Raw genomic sequence first — 17,758 nt, 5'->3', positions numbered from 1 at the left:
TATTTTTATTTATGATAGTTGCCGTCTTATGGCAATGTGCACGTAGAGGCAGTCCTAGCGGAGGCCCAAAAGACCTTACTCCCCCTTCCTTGGTCAAAACAGAACCAGACAGTATGACCACCAATTTCAAGGCTAGTCGTATTAGACTCTATTTTGATGAGTTTATTAAACTCAAGGATATTCAAGAACAACTTATCGTCTCCCCTCCTTTAAAATATCAACCAGACATAAAACCACAGGGAGGCGCTAGCAAATACGTAGAAATAAAATTTAAGGATACCCTGAGGGAAAACACTACGTACACCCTAAATTTTGGTCAAAGTGTACAAGATAATAACGAAGGTAACCCTAGTAGTTTTTTGACCTATGTTTTTTCCACGGGAGATTATATTGATTCCCTAGACCTTACCGGAGCGGTCAAAGATGCATTTAAGAAAAAAGCGGATGATTTTATTAGCGTAATGCTTTATGAAATTGATACGGCCTATACGGATTCCACTATCTTTAAAAGACCACCAAACTATATAACAAACACATTAGACAGCGCGGTTATTTTTAAACTTAAAAACCTTAAAGAAGGGCAGTACAAACTTTTTGCTCTTAAGGACGAATCCAAGAACAACATGTTCGACCAGAATGTAGATAAAATAGCTTTCCTTAAAGACACCATTAACTTGCCTACAGATTCTACTTACGTACTTACCTTATTCAAGGAAGTACCTAATTACAGCATGTCCGTACCAAGTTTAGTTTCAAAAAACCGAATTATCTTTGGTTATTATGGCGATGCCAGTGATGTGGAAATAAAACCACTAACCACCATACCAGACACTGTTAACACCAAAATATTAAAAGAAAAAGATAAGGATACCCTCAACTTTTGGTTTACACCTTACGAAATGGATTCCATTGTTTTTACGGCTACTAACGAAAGGCTAAAGATTATTGACACCTTCACTGTAAAAAGCAGAAAGGTCGAAATCGATTCTATGAGGTTGAATCCCAATCAAAATGGTTCACTCAACTTTAATGACCCATTTTTCATTTCATCTACCACGCCTATCAGCACCATAGATTCTACACTGTTTTTCATTACCAATCAAGACTCCCTTGCCGTTGATTTTACCACCAAATTGGATACAATAGAAAATAAAGTCGATGTTAATTTCACTATTGAACCCAATCAAAGTTACCAGTTAGACCTACTGCCCGGTGCAATTACCGATTTCTTTGAACAACCAAACGACACAACTTCCTACTATCTATCAACAGGAAGTTATGCTGATTACGGAAATTTAAGATTCAATATTACCGGAGGGGAATACCCCTTAATTGTTCAATTAACTGATGAGCAAGGAAAGCTGAAACGGGAGATTATAGCAGAGGAACCAAAAGTATTTGAATTCAATAATCTTGAACCATCAAAGTATTTGGTTCGGGTGATTTTTGATGCTAACGGCAATGAAAAATGGGATACAGGTAATTTTCTTAAACAGCAACAACCGGAAAAAATAAGCTACTACCCTGATGTAATTGAAGTACGAGCCAACTGGGAAATGGAACAAACATTTATTATTCCAGACTAAAATGGTCTCTGTCATTCAAAAACTTAAGCTTATTACGGACTTCCTGAATATGTTTTTTTGATAATGTAGCGGTGACAATTTCTTCCTTTGAAGAAAATACTAAATCTTTTCCCAAACTATCAAAAACTACGGAATGCCCTGGATATTTGTGACCAGCTTCATCCGACCCAATTCTATTAACCCCAATACAATAGACCATATTTTCTATAGCACGTGCTTTTAATAGCGTGTCCCAAGCCATAATTCTAGGTTCGGGCCAGTTGGCTACATAAACCAATATGTCATACTCTTCTGTATTTCTTGCCCAAACGGGAAAACGCAGATCATAACAAATCATAGGACATATTTTAAAACCTTTATAGTTTACAATTAGCCGTTCATCACCTGCTTTATAAACTTTATCCTCGCCTGCAAGAGTAAACGTGTGGCGCTTGTCATAGATTGAAGTTTTACCGTTCGGCTCAATAAAAAGAAGTCTATTTGTATAAGCCTCATTCTCGTAAAAAATTAAACTTCCCATTAAGGCAGCATCTTTTTGTTTAGCTTTTTCCTGCATCCAGATTAAGGTTTGCGGCCCTTCGTCTTTCCCAATATTTTGAGGAGACATGGTAAAACCGGTAGTAAACATTTCTGGAAGTATAATCAAATCAACATCCGAAGAAATAGCATCAATTTTTATCCCTAAGTCCTCTCTATTGGCTCGTGGGTCTTCCCATACCAATGAGGTTTGTACCAAGGCTACTTTAAGCTGTTCATCCATAGAAAGAATTAATCAAAGTGTACATATGTTCTGTTTTCAACTACCATAGTATGTAGTTGCTTTAATTGCGATTCCAAAATTCGGTCTTTTGAAAGTTCGGGCAAACTATCAATATCAAAAAAAGCAGCCCCTTGCATATCAAAACCATGGTTGAGCTCTCCTCCGGTAACTTGGCAAAGAAAACATAATTTATACACGTAAAAAGGTTGCGGTGGGTGAGGATGAGATTGCTTATCATACACTGCCAAGAACCGTACAACACTTGTATTTAACCCTGTTTCTTCTTCAATTTCTTTTGTAACACAAGTAGACGGAGGGTAACCTACCTCCGCCCATCCACCGGGTATAGTCCATTTACCATCAATACTTTCTTTGGCCATTAAAACTTGATTCTTTTCATTCAGAACAAGTCCACGTACATCAACTTTGGGCGTAGGGTAATCAGTAACCGGCATATAGAAATCATTTAAGACTGATAAAGGACGATCGGCAACTGAAGCCAGTAATTCTAACGCAATCTGTTTGAGTTCTTCGTACCGTTCACGATTATAGTCATCTTCGGCATAAACAAGACCTGTTTCCGCCAGTGCTTTTATACGTTTGATTTTATCTAATTGCTTCATCCCTACTTCAATATTAGCCTTCAGTATTTAATAATTCTATAAGCTCAGGAACACCTTGCATCTTTGCATGGTCTAAAGCCGTATTGCCCCTAGTATCTTTGGCAGTTGTATCTACTCCTTTATCTAACAATAATTTAGCAATCTCAACCCTATTAAAAGTAGCTGCATAGATGAGGCAGGTTGCCCCCATGGAATTACGCTCATTTACATTGGCTCCTTTCTCTATCAACATTTTAGCTATTCCAGAAAAACCTTTAAAACAAACTCCCATTAAAGCTGTATTACCGGAAGCATCTATTGCATCTATTTTCGCTCCTTTGTTAAGCAACAATTCCGCTATTTCAGTTTGATCATAATATGTTGCCAAAATAAGGGGAGTGGACCCTCTTTGATCTATAGTATTTACTAATTCTGGACTATCATTTAATATTTTATTTACCTCTTCCAGGTTGCCCAAACGTATTTCATTAAAAAACTTATCGTTCATAATCGGTATTATATTGATTGCTTTCTAAATGTTCTAAAACATAAAGTTTCGCCTTCTTTTTTTTATAAATTTAAACAAAAGAGCCACGGTATATGCCGTGGCTCTACTCTTTTATTAAATCAAATTCTTCTTAATTCGCTATTTAAATTAAAAACTAGGCCCCTACTTCTTCTGGCCTTACGTTAGAATTTGGATCAATGCCTCCCTTTTGGTCTTTTAAGGCTTTTTCCACTCCTGCTCCGTACGCGGGGTCCGCAGCATAAAAATGTTTTAATTGACGTTGAACAATTTCCTCAGAAACACCATCCATGGCCCCTGCTATGTTATTAAACAGACGTTCTCTCTGGCCTTCGTTAAACATACGAAACAAATCTCCTGGCTGTTTATAATCCCCAAAAGTATCATTCTCTTCATAACGCATGGCATCTCCACTAATTTTCATTGGTGGCTCTTCTGCGCTGGGCACTTCTTCCGGACCTCCTTTTGAATTAGGTTCGTAATAGGCATCTGGTGTTCCAAAATCATTTGTAAAAAAGCGCATTGCCCCGTCTTTATTATAATGGTTCACCTCTGTAATAGGGGAATTTGCAGGCAAGGCTTCGTAATGTGTTCCTAAACGATATCTGTGAGCATCTGCATATGAAAAGATACGCGCTTGCAAAACTTTATCTGGAGAAAAACCAATTCCCGGCACTACATTAGAAGGTGAATACGCAGCATTCTCAACATATTGCCAGTAATTATCAGGGTTTTTATTCAATTCCAATTCTCCCACCTCAATTAACGGGTAGTCTGCATGTGGCCATACTTTTGTTAAATCGAACGGATTATATGGTGTTTTCTCAGCATCTGCCTCTGGCATAATCTGAACTTTTAATGTCCATTTTGGGAAGTTCCCCGCTTCAATTGCACCAAAAAGTTCTTCTTGATATTTTTCTCTTGTCTGACCAATGATTTCGGCACTCTCGTCATTGGTGTAATGTTTATGACCTTGTTGAGTTTTAAAATGAAATTTTACCCAAAAACGCTCGCCATCATTATTCCAAAAGCTAAATGTGTGAGATCCGTAACCGTTCATATGCATTGGCGTAGTAGGAATACCCCTGTCAGACATCAAAATAGTTACCTGATGAAGACTTTCTGGAGAAAGTGACCAATAGTCCCACATAGCTTCTGGAGAACGTAAATTAGTTCTTGGATGTCTCTTTTGGGTATGAATGAAATCTGGAAACTTGTATCCATCCCTTAAGAAAAAAACAGGTGTATTATTACCCACCAAATCCCAATTACCATCTTCTGTATAGAATTTAAGCGAAAAACCACGAACATCTCTTTCTGTATCTGCAGCACCCATTTCTCCAGCAACTGTTGAAAAACGAGAAAGAATTGGAGTTTTACTACCTACTTTAGAAAATATCTTAGCACACGTATATTTTGAAATATCATGAGTTACCGTAAACGTACCCATAGCACCCCACCCTTTAGCATGTACAACTCGCTCGGGTATTCGTTCTCTATTTTGATGTGCCAGCTTTTCTAACAATTTATAATCTTGAACAAGCACAGGACCTCTTTCTCCGGCAGTTTTGGAGCGTTGATTATTAGAAACCGGTGCACCAGCTGATGTAGTTAATTTTTTTTTCATGCTTTTATTGTTTTAGTGTACTTATTTTACTGATTATCAATTTATTCAAAATAAAGGTACCAAAAAGCGATAAACGAAGTATAAAAAAATAATATTAAAACATTATTTTAAAATAGATTTTGACTATTAAAAAACTCGCTTTAAATAGAATCCCTTTAAATAAATCATTTTTTGAAGGATTACAAAATATTTTGTAGGATTTTAATGCATGTTAAATGTTTATTCTGACAGTTTTTTCATATCTTATTTTCCTCAATTCACATTGAATTGTGTTAAATGTACTGGCCTAGAGCATTAATAAAACCTTCTTATTGATGTTTAAATCCTATTTTTACAATAAAACGACTATAAATTGCAAACTCTTTCGATAACTTCATTAATCAAAGATTCCCCCAGCGCAGTTGCTATCCTAGATACTCAATTACGTTTTGCAGGAAATTCTAAAATCTGGCTAGATAATTTTTGCCACGACCACAAATCAATTACTGGAAAGAATTATTTTGACGTCATTCCAAGTACCCCAAAAAAACTAAGATCCATATTTAAGGAATGCCTTGAAAAAGGGTCTAAAAACCTTAGTGACGGTGAGAAATTCATTTATCCGAACGGCAAAATACAATGGTTAAAATGGAAAATAAATGCATGGACCGATGCCAATGAAGAAATTGGCGGTCTAATTGTTCTTTTAGAAGATGTGACGGAGACCAGACAACGAGAAGAACTTTACGCAAAAGCGGAAAGAGTTGCCAGAATAGGAGGCTGGGAAGTTGATATGGCCACCAATGATGTGTATTGGACAGATATAACGAAAGAAATACACGAAGTACCCCAAGATTTTCTACCCAATTTAGAAACCGGTATAAATTTTTATAAAAAAGGAGAACACAGGGAAAGAATAACAAGCTTAGTAACCAATGCTATTACAGAAGGCACCCCTTGGGATACAGAATTAATAATCGTCACTGCAAATGATAATGAATTATGGGTCCGAGCCAAAGGAGAAGTTGAATTTATAAACGGAAAATGCGTTCGCATATATGGTACTTTTCAAGACATTGATGAAAAAAAGAAAATAGAACTTAATTTTAATAAAGTAAGTGAACGGTTAGCTTTGGCTACTACAGGAGCCAATGTAGGCATTTGGGAATATGATTTAATCTCAAAATCATTGGTTTGGGATAACATTATGTACTCTCTTTTTGGAATTGAAGAAAATAGTAGCCCTGTAACCTATGAGGTTTGGCTTAAACATGTACACCCAGAAGACAAAAAACGTGCTGAGCAAGAAATAGAAATGGCAATTGCTGGGATTCAGGACTTTGATTCGCAATATAGGATTGTCTGGCCTAATGGAGTAATAAAACACATTAGAGCCATTGGCGTACTACAGAAAAATATTGAAGGTAAAGTTAAAAAATTAGTAGGCACTAACTATGACATCACTGAACTGAAGAACACCGAGATGAAGCTCCAAAAGAGTGAAGAATCATTTTATGGTGCCTTTGAGAATTCTGATACGGGTATGGCAATAGTAGCTTTGAACGGTTCCTTTGAAAAAGTTAACCAAAGCCTTTGTTCTAGCTTTGGTTATACTGAAGAAGAACTATTGGGTTTGAACTTCAAAGACATAAGCCATCCAGAAGATTATAATAGTGATGTAAATTTAGTTAAACGGGTTATTAAGGGGCTCCAATCTAGCTACAAGCTAGAAAAAAGGTATTTTCATAAAGACGGCCATATTATCTATGGAATATTAACAGCAACTGCTGTTAAGGATATAAACGGGAAAATCCTTCACTTTGTTTCACAAATAACAGATATTACCCCTCAAATCCAGAACGAGAAAAAGCTAACTCGCTTAGTAGATATTACCACTGAACAGAATGATAGTCTTTTAAATTTTGCTCATATCGTATCTCACAATTTGCGCTCCCACTCCAGTAACCTCTCTATGCTCACCAATTTTCTAGTTAAAGAAAAGAGTGATGATGAACGTAAAAATTTATTGGATATGCTCCGCGGTGCATCAGATAGCCTTAATGAAACTATAGTACACCTAAATGAGGTTGTTCAGGTAAAAATTGGCGCAATGGAAAAAATGAAGAATGTTAATCTTTATAAATCCATTAGAGCCGTAGAGAAGAATCTAAGCCTAATCATACAGGAGAAAAATGCCATTTGCGAAATAAATATCGCCAAAGACCTTATTATCAAAGCTATTCCGGCGTATTTAGACAGTATTATTCTAAATCTAATCACCAATAGTCTTAAATATAGTTCTCCCAAAAGACCTCCTTTAATTAAAATAAGCTCAGAAAAAAAATTAGACAAGATTATAATTTCATTTAAAGATAATGGATTAGGTATAGACTTAAAGCGGCACAATGACAAGCTGTTTGGTATGTATAAAACCTTTCACCGGAATAAAGATGCCAAAGGAATAGGACTTTTTATTACGAAAAATCAAATAGAAGCTATGGACGGCAAAATTGAAGTAAACAGTGCCGTAGATGTGGGAACAACCTTTAAGTTACATTTTAAAAAACCATTGATATGAATATGACAATAACCAAAATTAAGAGCGTTTGTATTATAGATGATGACCCTATTTTTATCTATGGCACCAAACGCATTATGAAAGAGGTTGATTTTGCAGATGAAATCACTGTATATAATGATGGTTTGGCAGCTTACGACGGTCTAAAAGAGATAATCGAAAAAGGAGAAGAATTGCCTTCTATGATTTTTTTGGACATAAATATGCCTATAATGAACGGGTGGGAATTTTTGGACGAGTTTATTCAAATACCTAATAATAATAATAATAATAGTGAAGAGATTACTATCTACATTATAAGCTCATCTATTGACCCTAGGGATATTGCAAGAATTCAAGAATATGAGATTGTCAACAATTATATTCTAAAACCTATCTCTATAGAAGATTTACATAGTATTATTCAAAGTATTGGTAGCTAGAAGCAGTTGTTTGCTTATAGACTATTGAGAAAATAGTATATATTTTTCGTAAAAAACTAACCATTTCTACCCCCAAAATAAATGAACAAATTTGATAAAATTTGCATTGTTGATGATGATGCAATAGTTGTGTTTGGATTAAAACGAGCTCTGCAGGCTTTAGAGTCCTCATCAGAATTATTAGTTTACGAAAATGGCCTTGATGCAATTGAGAGTTTTCAAGAAATGATTGGCGAAAACATAGAACTTCCCTTACTAATACTTATAGATATAAACATGCCTGTAATGGGTGGATGGGATTTTATTTCAGAAATGCGTCAGATTTGGCCAAAGGACAGAAAAGAACCCACCATATATATGATGACTTCTTCCATAAATCCAAAGGATTTGGAAACTGCCAAAACATTTAACCTAGAAGACAACTACCTTATTAAACCCATTTATGCCGATCAATTAGAAGGTATTCTTCTTTAAAAATTTATCTATCCCTATTCTTTTGGAGAAAAATCATCAGGAGCCATTTTTGGCTGGTTAATAGTTCCTGGCCCACCGGTATCATTAAAGATTACCCACTCCTCTATATTATATACTGAACTGCCTTTAAAGAGTTCTTCTTTTCGTATCGCTCTTCCATCTTCAAACTCATGGTCGGTTCCCGTTCCGTCTTCACCAATAACTCCAAAAATATCTATAACTGCTTCAAAAGGGTCTACTAATTCTAAGTTATCATCACCATTAGAATCTGCCGGACTATTGGTTCCCACCCCTAAATCAGGTGCAAAACCATAAACTTTTTCAAACTCTTCTTCATTGGGTGAAATCACTAAATAACTTTTCGCTTTAATTATTAATGTGGATAAATCTATTTCTGAACTGACCTCGGTATTTGCGTTGGTATACCGTTTTAATTTCCAACCTTTCAAATTCAAATCTTCATCAGATGAATTATAAAGTTCCACAAATCTGGCCGAAGCATTATTATCAGGATCCGCCAGTTCTGAAATAAGGATGTTCTCAGAGGTAAATTCATCTATCAATTCAGCACAATGTTCTTGGTTGAAATTGATATCTGAAGTACTTCGGATGCTAATTTTATACGTATCATTTTCTCGCAACAAAACACCAATTAAATCCCCTCTTCCATCTGGAAGAGTTTGGGCTTGGAAATCAGAATACCCACTATTTACAGTAACAATTTCATTATCGTTACAATCAGTCAGTATACGCTCTGTCTCCTCACCTACTTCTGCATAGGTCCTCCCCAATTCTTCTTCTTTAAATTCTACGTCAGTTAATCTTACTAGTGTATTTGTTAGTTCTTTATTAACATCTGTAATTGAAATTGCCGTAGGCTCTATCACTTCTTTACCATCACAAAATCTAAATATATGCTCATTAACTATTGCTGCAGGCAATCTCCCTACGGAAACATTCCCAAAAGAAGTGAAAGTAGCCCCCAGTTTAAAGACATCTTTACTTTTACCAAGATAGAGTCCTTTTAGTTTGATTGCTATTTTCGTTCCCACAGGGTAAAACAAATGGGAATCGCGTACGTCTATTTCTATTTGAAAACCTTCTGTTGGTGTCATTGGACTATCCTGAAAGTACAATACACTAAAAAAGTTACCGTCAGCATCTGAAGAAACCACATAGCCCTCAATAATCAAATCCTCCTGTATTTGGAAAGTATCGTCCTTGTAAAGACTTTTCACTTCCGAAAAGGTAGCATTCACTCCCAACTCAGAAACACAATTATCTGATGGTAAATCATAACTTTTACTCTTCACACAACCACAGAAACATACGGTCATAATAACCGTGAATTTTAGAAATAATTTATCCCAATTGAAATATTCTTTCATATTAAAAGCTGTATGCTAGATTCAAAAAATAAGTCCGCCCATACCCGTACCAATATTTAGGAGCAAAAGATGGTGTTCCGCTCAAATTATCTTGCTTAAATTGTCCATAATTACCATTACGGCTCTGCTCATAACCTCCGGTTCTATAAACCGCATCAAATAGATTATTTACACTTGCAAAAACACTAATATATTTTCCTTTTTTTAACCAAGATTTACCACCTACTAGATTAAGAAGGTAAAAATTATCCAATGGTTTTTGATTTAATATTTGACTTACATTTTCTTCCGTCGCATCTAGAAAAGGTTGATTGGTCTCCGGGTCTACGTAAAAACTTTGGGTTCGAGTAATGGTTGATATATTGGTATAGTTATTTGCCAGATAATTTGTAGTTGCACCCACCCACCAATATTTGGGATCACGGTATTCTACACCAATCGCATAAGCTTGCTGCGGACCTTGTGCCAATTTGTAGTCTTTTATATTCGCTAAGCCCAAATCAACCGTACCTTCTAAATTGATAAGGTCTTCTTCTCTACCTGCCGTATCAAAATTTATGGCCACATTAGGATTGCTTGCATACACATACTTGCCCACGGCAGCTACAGCCGTTAATTTTACTGCGGATGACAATTGGTACTCCAAGCCTAATTCCGTACCCATATGCAGCTTATCTAGACCTGTAAGTACTTCCTGAACAAAGTCTGACCCCACACCCGCATCAACAAAAAAGAAATTAACGTCTGTTGTATTTTGAAAACGGGTATAAAAACCTGTGAGCCTCCCTGTCAATTTTGGAAGGCGTAAATAATAATTAAGGTCTAAGGTTGAGTTTATTTCACTTTGAATATTGGGAACAATTCTATTGTTCTCCCTTGGATTGATAAAAACATTTTGAAGCACTGGAGGTTTTTTCATGTACGACCCATGTGCAGAAAGCCAATGCCTTTCCGTTACCTTATACGTAAAACCTGATTTGATACCGTACGTATTAAACCCAACAGGCCCTCCTTTACCCAAAGAATTATCAGGGTAACGATCATTACTAAAGAGACCTTCTCGTTGGTAATTAGTTATCATGTACCTTCCAGCTATAAAGGCACTCCACTTTTCTTTATTGTATCTGAATTGAACAAATGATTCAAACTGATCGGCACCCATTCGATACTTATAATTGAAAATTTCGCCTTCAATTTTCTCTACTGAACCATTCCTATCATTCAGGGTTTCTGAAAAAGGATCAATATCTGTATGAAAATCGGCATCGAACAAATCATTAATTATTGCATAATTTTTGGAGCTTGAATTTTTATACGTCAAACCAAAATCCATTAAAAACCTATCTGTCAAAATTAGATTTCCGACCATGTTAGCACCGATCTGGGTATCATCTGCAACATCATCATACAACACATAAGCAGCCTGCCCATTTGAGTTAGCGGTATAAATTTGGCTCCAATCCATTTGAGGACTGTTCAAGAAACCTTCTTTTGCCGTATTTGCACTGATAAAATTGGCTCCCACGGGGCTGTTAATGTAAAAACTAGGCAGATAACGGTAATATGTTGGGTCAGGATTTGGAGCATTATAGTATCCCAAGCGGCTTCTAGAATTTGTACCAAATTGATAGGCCATTCCAGTATTTAAACTAAACTTTTCCGAGTTAAAATAATGGTTGAACATAAAAATGGGTTCCGTTATTTTTCGTTCCCGAGAATTCCTAATCTTACCATCTTGTTCTCCCCAATAGGGATTGTATTTCTTCCCTACCAACTCAAAAACCTCTTCCGTTATTGCCGAAGAACGTCCTCTCCGGTTAGAAGCCCATAGCGCTGTAGCATTTAGACTATGTTGTTCATTAATCTGATACTCGACAGCACCAAATAACGAAAACGCGTCGTACAACGTACCATCTATATAACCTTGTTTTGCCCATCTTCTTGAGCCTGAAACAGAATAGGCCAACCCATTTTTCTTCATTCCAGAAGTATAGGTAGCCATTAATCGACCTGCATAAGTTCTATTAGAATATGAAGTAGACAGCCTTGTTCCTGGCCGTAATCCAGACGGTCGTGTGTCTATATTGGTGTTACCCAGAAAGCCTCCAAAAGTATAATCGGATGCTTCAAGGCCATTCGTAAATTGTTGATTTCTAGTTACGTCGTTCATACCTCCCCAATTATTCCATTGAGGCCTGCCATCATAAAATTTATTCATAGCAATGCCATTCAATAGAACGGTTCCGTTTTGTGAGTCATAACCACGAACACGAAAAAATGCCTGACCAAAATCAAAAGCAGCTCTATTGAGAAACAAATCTCTTGTTGCTCTCAACAAACCAGATGAATTTGAACTCACTTCATCGTCTAACAATTCGGAATCACTTAAGGAAATAAGATTATCAGACTGTTCAATCTGAAGGTCTTGTTCAACGAAAAGTGTCCCTAAATCAAGGCTTTCATTCGCTATAGAAATAGGTAAGCGTTTTACAGTATACTCTGCAGCTTCTATAAATAGAATATACTCTCCTGCATCGGGAACGGAAAGCATAAACTTTCCATTGTCATCTGACCGCGAAGAAACCATAAGCCCTTCCAAGCTAATTTTCGCATTTACAATAGGTGTTTTAGACCGAAGGGAGAGAATTTCTCCTAGAACAAAACGACTCGTTTGAGTCCACACGGTACATTGCCACATGAGAAAAAAGATGACGATAAGAGAAAATCTCATTAACGGGGGTTTAATGGTCGGCGATCCCATTCAAGATATCGAAAATATGAAGCATCTGACAAGAAAGACCTACAAAGTCCATCGTTTTTTCGTTAATTGGTATTTATATCTATCTGATTATATGAATTTTAGACTTACACTACTTTTTCTTTTAGTCTCATTTTGGGCAAATTCACAAGAGGATAAATCGTATCGAATCAGAACAATTGCTTTCTATAACTTAGAAAACCTGTTCGACACGGAGAACGACACTCTTATATTTGATGATGACCGGACTCCTGAAGGAAAAGACCACTGGACAGAAGAACGTTACAATAAAAAGCTAAACAACCTTTCCCGTGTATTGTCCGAAATAGGCTCGCATAAAAGCGGAAGTGCACCTGACATTATTGGTATCTGTGAAGTTGAAAACCGTAAGGTTATTGAAGATTTAATTCATCACCCAAACTTAATTACCAAAGATTATGGCATAGTGCATTACGATTCACCTGACGAACGTGGAATAGACGTTGCTCTCTTGTATAAAAAATCCGTATTCTTACCTACTTCTTCCGAAAGCCATAGGTTATTACTCATTAATGACGATGATCAAAGAAACTACACCAGAGACCAACTCATTGTAGGTGGGTTGTTAGATGACGAACAGTTCTTCTTTATGGTCAATCACTGGCCATCCCGTAGTGGTGGTGAGGCTAGAAGTAAGCCCAACCGAATGGCAGCGGCAAAGCTTAGTAAACGCATTATAGATTCGGTCCAACGTTTAGACACTGACGCCAAAATCATTAGTATGGGTGATTTTAATGACGACCCTAACAACGATAGCTTCAAAAAAATACTGAAGACCGTTGGAAAAGCTAAGCAATTAGATAGTATGAGTTTATACAACCCCATGGAAAGACTTTACAAAAAGGGTGTCGGCTCACTCGCCTACCGAGACAAATGGAACTTATTCGACCAAATCTTCTTCACTGAAAATCTTTTCAACCCTAAAGTTGGCAATTATAAATTTTGGAAAGCCAATGTCTTTAACGCACCATATTTAATCTCGCAAAAAGGACAATACAAAGGATATCCACAAAGAACATATGCCGGCGGAAGCTATACTGGTGGCTATTCAGACCACTTTCCTGTGTATATGTATCTCATAAAACCTGTACAGGGAAAATAAAAACGACCTGTTCAAACTAGATTGTGAACAGGCCGCCTCAAATAATTTTAGACTTCAAGAATTACTTCAATTCTGTAATTTTTATATTCTTCCATTGTACTTTGATACCTCCGCCGTCGTGAATCTGTAGTATTACAGAGCCTTCTCCAGCACCTACTATTTTATCATTTAACGTTACCATTTCAGTACCGTTTAACCATGAAGTGACATTGTCTCCATCTACACGTATTTTCATGGTATTCCACTCTCCCATTTTAAGGGCTTTACCTTTTTCAGGTGCAGGTTTTACCAACCAATGACGGCCATAGGATTCATAAATACCACCTGTGTCATAACCAGGAGGAGCAACTTCTACCTGCCAACCACTAACTGTAGTACCCTCAACTGTGGAACGAATAAAAATACCACTATTACCATCTGCTAACTGTTTGAAATCTACGGTCAGTTCAAAATTCTTGTAATGCTTATCTGTACCTAAATATCCATATTGTTTATCAGGCCCACTTTCACAAACTAAAAGACCATCTTCTACATACCATTTTTCAGTCCCATAGACCGTCCAGCCGTCTAAATTTTTTCCATTAAAAAGTTCTTTCTCTTGAGCATATGTAAGAGCTGTAAAGAGTGTAAATACTAATACTAAAATCTGCTTCATATAATTGGTTTAGTTAATGTTCCTAGTTGAATGGCCATTGATTTAACCAAGCCATTGCCCCCAAGGAATGCGGCTAAGAATAAGTACTAATCCAAGACCATAAAAAATTGCGATGCTTTTGAACTTCTTATCACCTTCAACAAACTTTTTATGACGCGACCAACCCACCGTAATTAGAACGATTGCAATAATATTTATGAACGGATGTTCTACTGCTAATAATCTTGATGCAGAATTAAGACCGCCCATCCCCAAAGCCTGTATAGCTTGAAGTCCGCTGGGGGATACAAAATACAATATCAACCCAACCAACAGCTGAATGTGAGATAAGATTAAGGTAAAAAGACTTAGACGCAAATCCTTTTCCATAGTAAACATTTTATTGCCTACCCAACCCATAATAGCATTAGCAACGGCAAAAAATAAAAGCGCAAGCACAACATAGGCCAAATAAGAGTGAACTACCTGAATAACTTCGTACATAATAGATATATTTTAAGCTTTAAATGTACTGATTTTTGGGCATAAAAAAACCCTGCCGATGGGCAGGGTTTTAGTATACATGTTATTCTATTCTTAGAAATCATATCTAACAGACGCATTCCATGTGAATCCGTTTGTATTATAATAACCAAAATCATCTGTTTGCTGAAGCTCAATGTCATCTAACAAGTTAAACCCATTAGCTCTAAGAGTTAGCTTATTCTCTCCAAACATGAATGCATATTCAATTCCAGCATCAAGTAACGAGTAAGAAGGTAATATCCCATTGTCTTGAGTCTCTATATCAGAACCTGAGAAATCTATATCATTTTGGTAATGTCTTTCGTAAAAGTTCCAGTTGGCATCTATTCTCAAACCTTTAAAGATTTCTCCATCAAAAGTTAAACCTGCAGTAGTTTGAGGCGCAGTAGTGATATGTGTTCCGTCCACACTATTCAAATCATTACCAGATGTTACACTTGAAAGCAATTCTCCGCTATCATCACTATAAGAATCGATTCTATCAATGCTTCTATAATTCCAAGAACCAGCAGAAATATAACCACCTAAGTTATATTTGTTAGCTATCCTATATTTAAGATCTAATTCTACACCTTTATGTTCTTGGCGTACACCTCTTCTGAAGTTATTAACATCAACCTCATCTCCATCAATCATTTCAGTACCTGTCGTTAGAATAACTCTGTTATCCCAATTCGTGTAATAAAAGTCAAAGTTTGCTCTAAAGTTTCCTTTATTAAACCTAAATCCAGATTCAACACTTGTTATTTCCTCGTTATCTACATCTGGCACAACTAAATCATTAGAATACCGAATATTACTAAAAACATTATCCAAGAAAGGTTGACGAGAGTAATGACCTGAATTTACGAACAAAGTAAATTCTTCATTAACATCATAACTCATACCTCCTTTAAGGTTATATCCTATTTTATTCAATTTATCAGACTTTCCAGGACCAACCAATCTACCATCTCTTACATAAGATTGATTAGATACAGCTCCTTGCAAGAATGCAGAGAATTTATTCTTAGAGTATTCAACCTGGGAAAATATACCTTGATAATTGATTGTTTCAGAATAATCATAATCTATTCTCTGATCCTCATCCGCATAATCAAAAAGTGTAGACCAAGGATTATAATCGAAAGATTCTGTCACAACAAGATTATCTGGTCTATCATCTGCCCAGCCATCTAAACCATAAAAATCAGTTACTTGTCTAAAGTGATCTCCTGTATAAAATCTAAAATCAGCACCAACATTAAAATCGAAATATTCATTCAATTCAGTTTCGTAGTTGGTTACTAAACCATACCATAAATGATTGTTCATTGAAGATCGGCGAATATAGTTACCTTCTTCTTCTCCATCATCAAGAATAAAATAATCTCCAGATTGCCCAATTCCATCAGGATCAGCTAAATTTTGCTGTTCAATACCGTAATAGTCCATTTGACCATCATCCGTTCTAACACGGCCATCACCACGATCTCCGGTTCCACCACCTCTACCAACAGAAGCATATACTACTGTAGACAATTGTGACTTATCATTAATTAACCAGTCCCAGTTTAAGTTTGCTACAGGCTTATGGTAAAAATTGGTTCTTTCAGACTCTATATCGTCCGTGTAATAACCTGTTCCAGAATTCAAGCCTGAAGTATAGCCCCAATGTTGATTGAACTTTGGGTTCTCTTCAATTGTAGATAAACTTTGAGACCATCTTTGACCATGTTGCTGAGGAGCACCTGTAATCAAAAAGTTGAATGAATGGTCTTCATTTGGCTTATAACCAACAGAGAAAAAATAAGTTTGTCCTGAGCCAAATGTTCCATCTGCCCACTTATTTTCTGCTTGCCAATGATCTAACAGCAAAGAAAAGGACCAACCCTTATCGTTAATTCCTGTATCATAAGAAACAGTTCCTTTTAAATAACCATCGTTTCCTGTTAAAAATCTAGCAAATCCACCTTGCTCTCTATCCGTAGATTTCATCACTAAGTTCATTGTACCACCAACAGAAGAGATAGCCAGCTTTGAAGAACCTAGACCACGCTGCACCTGAACACCATTTGCTACATCTGCAATACCCGCCCAGTTAGACCAATATACTCTTCCATCTTCCATTCCATTTACAGGCTGACCGTTCAATAGTACTGCAACATTTGTTTGATCGAAACCTCTCATAAACAATTGTCCGTCACCAAATCCAGTTTGACCAGATACATAAACAGAAGGTGTGTTTTTCACTATTTCAGCAACGTCAACATTACCAACAGCTTTTCGCTGAATAACACCTTTAGTTACCGTACTAACTGCCACAGGAGTCTTTCTGTCTTCTGCTAAATCTATAACACCAGATCCAACAACAACAACTTCCCCTAATTGTTCTGCATCAGGCTCCAAAGTAATAGAACCTATACTACCAGTAGTAGTGAAAGCTACCGTCTTAGATGTGTACCCAATATAAGAAACTACTAGTGTTCCTGAACTTTCAGTAACATCAATTTGAAACTTACCATCAAAATCAGTGGAGGTACCATTTGTGGTTCCTTGAATAACAACACTTGCGCCCGGTAATGGCTCATTAAGCTCACCATCTATAACGGTTCCCGTTATAGTAGCTTGTGAAAATGCGATGGTCGTCATTAGAAATGCGACCCATGCGAAGTACATTTTTTTCATTTGTTCAGTTTTTACGTTTTCTCAATTTGCTGCAAAAGTGCTTCATTTTGGTCTTGCGAATGTTAAGGGA

General features: G+C 36.5%; 14 protein-coding genes. 5 read left to right on the top strand and 9 right to left on the bottom strand.

Going from position 1 to position 17,758, the window contains the following annotated elements:
• The first annotated feature begins 11 nt into the window (after positions 1-11).
• The gene (locus IWC72_RS07660; protein WP_226967977.1) at positions 12-1,586 is read left to right on the top strand and encodes an Ig-like domain-containing protein; all 1,575 of its coding nucleotides are present in this window, start codon (positions 12-14) and stop codon (positions 1,584-1,586) included.
• Here IWC72_RS07660 and IWC72_RS07655 read toward each other — a convergent pair.
• From IWC72_RS07655 to IWC72_RS07640, 4 genes are all read right to left on the bottom strand, one after another.
• Positions 1,573-2,346 (bottom strand): amidohydrolase, encoded by a 774-nt coding sequence (locus IWC72_RS07655; protein ID WP_194529377.1) that lies wholly within the window; start codon positions 2,344-2,346, stop codon positions 1,573-1,575. The two genes, IWC72_RS07660 and IWC72_RS07655, sit on opposite strands and share 14 nt — an antisense overlap.
• Before the next feature lie 8 nt (positions 2,347-2,354).
• A complete protein-coding gene (locus IWC72_RS07650; RefSeq protein WP_194525626.1) occupies positions 2,355-2,969 on the bottom strand; it encodes an NUDIX hydrolase in 615 nt (204 codons plus the stop codon).
• 13 nt (positions 2,970-2,982) lie between these two features.
• Positions 2,983-3,456, bottom strand: coding sequence for an ankyrin repeat domain-containing protein (locus IWC72_RS07645; RefSeq protein ID WP_194529376.1), 474 nt, complete (start codon positions 3,454-3,456; stop codon positions 2,983-2,985).
• 154 nt (positions 3,457-3,610) lie between these two features.
• Positions 3,611-5,101, bottom strand: coding sequence for a catalase (locus IWC72_RS07640; protein WP_194525624.1), 1,491 nt, complete (start codon positions 5,099-5,101; stop codon positions 3,611-3,613).
• 352 nt (positions 5,102-5,453) lie between these two features.
• Between IWC72_RS07640 and IWC72_RS07635 the strand changes: the two genes are divergently transcribed.
• The 3 genes from IWC72_RS07635 (at position 5,454) to IWC72_RS07625 (ending at position 8,554) form a co-directional block, all read left to right on the top strand.
• Positions 5,454-7,658, top strand: a complete 2,205-nt coding sequence (locus IWC72_RS07635) for a PAS domain-containing protein (protein WP_194529375.1) — start codon at positions 5,454-5,456, stop codon at positions 7,656-7,658.
• A complete protein-coding gene (locus IWC72_RS07630; protein WP_226979520.1) occupies positions 7,655-8,080 on the top strand; it encodes a response regulator in 426 nt (141 codons plus the stop codon). Before IWC72_RS07635 ends, IWC72_RS07630 begins: the two co-directional genes overlap by 4 nt.
• A gap of 81 nt (positions 8,081-8,161) precedes the next feature.
• The gene (locus IWC72_RS07625; protein ID WP_194529374.1) at positions 8,162-8,554 is read left to right on the top strand and encodes a response regulator; all 393 of its coding nucleotides are present in this window, start codon (positions 8,162-8,164) and stop codon (positions 8,552-8,554) included.
• Between the two features lie 14 nt (positions 8,555-8,568).
• On the opposite strand, the gene IWC72_RS07620 is transcribed toward IWC72_RS07625, so the two are convergent.
• Together IWC72_RS07620 and IWC72_RS07615 are read right to left on the bottom strand one after the other, a co-directional pair.
• Positions 8,569-9,942, bottom strand: coding sequence for a DUF5689 domain-containing protein (locus IWC72_RS07620; protein ID WP_194529373.1), 1,374 nt, complete (start codon positions 9,940-9,942; stop codon positions 8,569-8,571).
• Between the two features lies 1 nt (position 9,943).
• Positions 9,944-12,673 carry a carboxypeptidase-like regulatory domain-containing protein gene (locus IWC72_RS07615; protein ID WP_194529372.1) on the bottom strand — a complete coding sequence of 910 codons (2,730 nt, stop codon included), beginning with the start codon at positions 12,671-12,673 and terminating at the stop codon, positions 9,944-9,946.
• Positions 12,674-12,794: 121 nt separating this feature from the next.
• Here IWC72_RS07615 and IWC72_RS07610 point away from each other — a divergent pair, with 121 nt between their 5' ends.
• On the top strand, positions 12,795-13,841 hold the full coding sequence (locus IWC72_RS07610; RefSeq protein ID WP_194531109.1) for an endonuclease/exonuclease/phosphatase family protein: 1,047 nt from the start codon (positions 12,795-12,797) through the stop codon (positions 13,839-13,841).
• Positions 13,842-13,902: 61 nt separating this feature from the next.
• Here the strand turns inward: IWC72_RS07610 and IWC72_RS07605 are convergent, their stop codons facing one another.
• From IWC72_RS07605 to IWC72_RS07595, 3 genes are all read right to left on the bottom strand, one after another.
• Positions 13,903-14,496, bottom strand: coding sequence for a 3-keto-disaccharide hydrolase (locus IWC72_RS07605; protein ID WP_194529371.1), 594 nt, complete (start codon positions 14,494-14,496; stop codon positions 13,903-13,905).
• A 42-nt stretch (positions 14,497-14,538) separates the two neighbouring features.
• Positions 14,539-14,979: a hypothetical protein gene (locus IWC72_RS07600; RefSeq protein ID WP_194525618.1), complete on the bottom strand. Its 441-nt coding sequence runs from the start codon at positions 14,977-14,979 to the stop codon at positions 14,539-14,541.
• Positions 14,980-15,072: 93 nt separating this feature from the next.
• Positions 15,073-17,688 (bottom strand): TonB-dependent receptor, encoded by a 2,616-nt coding sequence (locus tag IWC72_RS07595; protein WP_194529370.1) that lies wholly within the window; start codon positions 17,686-17,688, stop codon positions 15,073-15,075.
• Positions 17,689-17,758: the final 70 nt, after the last annotated feature.

The organism is Zobellia roscoffensis (genome assembly GCF_015330165.1).
In the GTDB taxonomy this organism is placed as follows: Bacteria; Bacteroidota; Bacteroidia; order Flavobacteriales; family Flavobacteriaceae; genus Zobellia; species Zobellia roscoffensis.
Note: the sequence above shows the minus strand (reverse complement) of the source record. Positions and strands in the feature narration are given on the sequence as shown.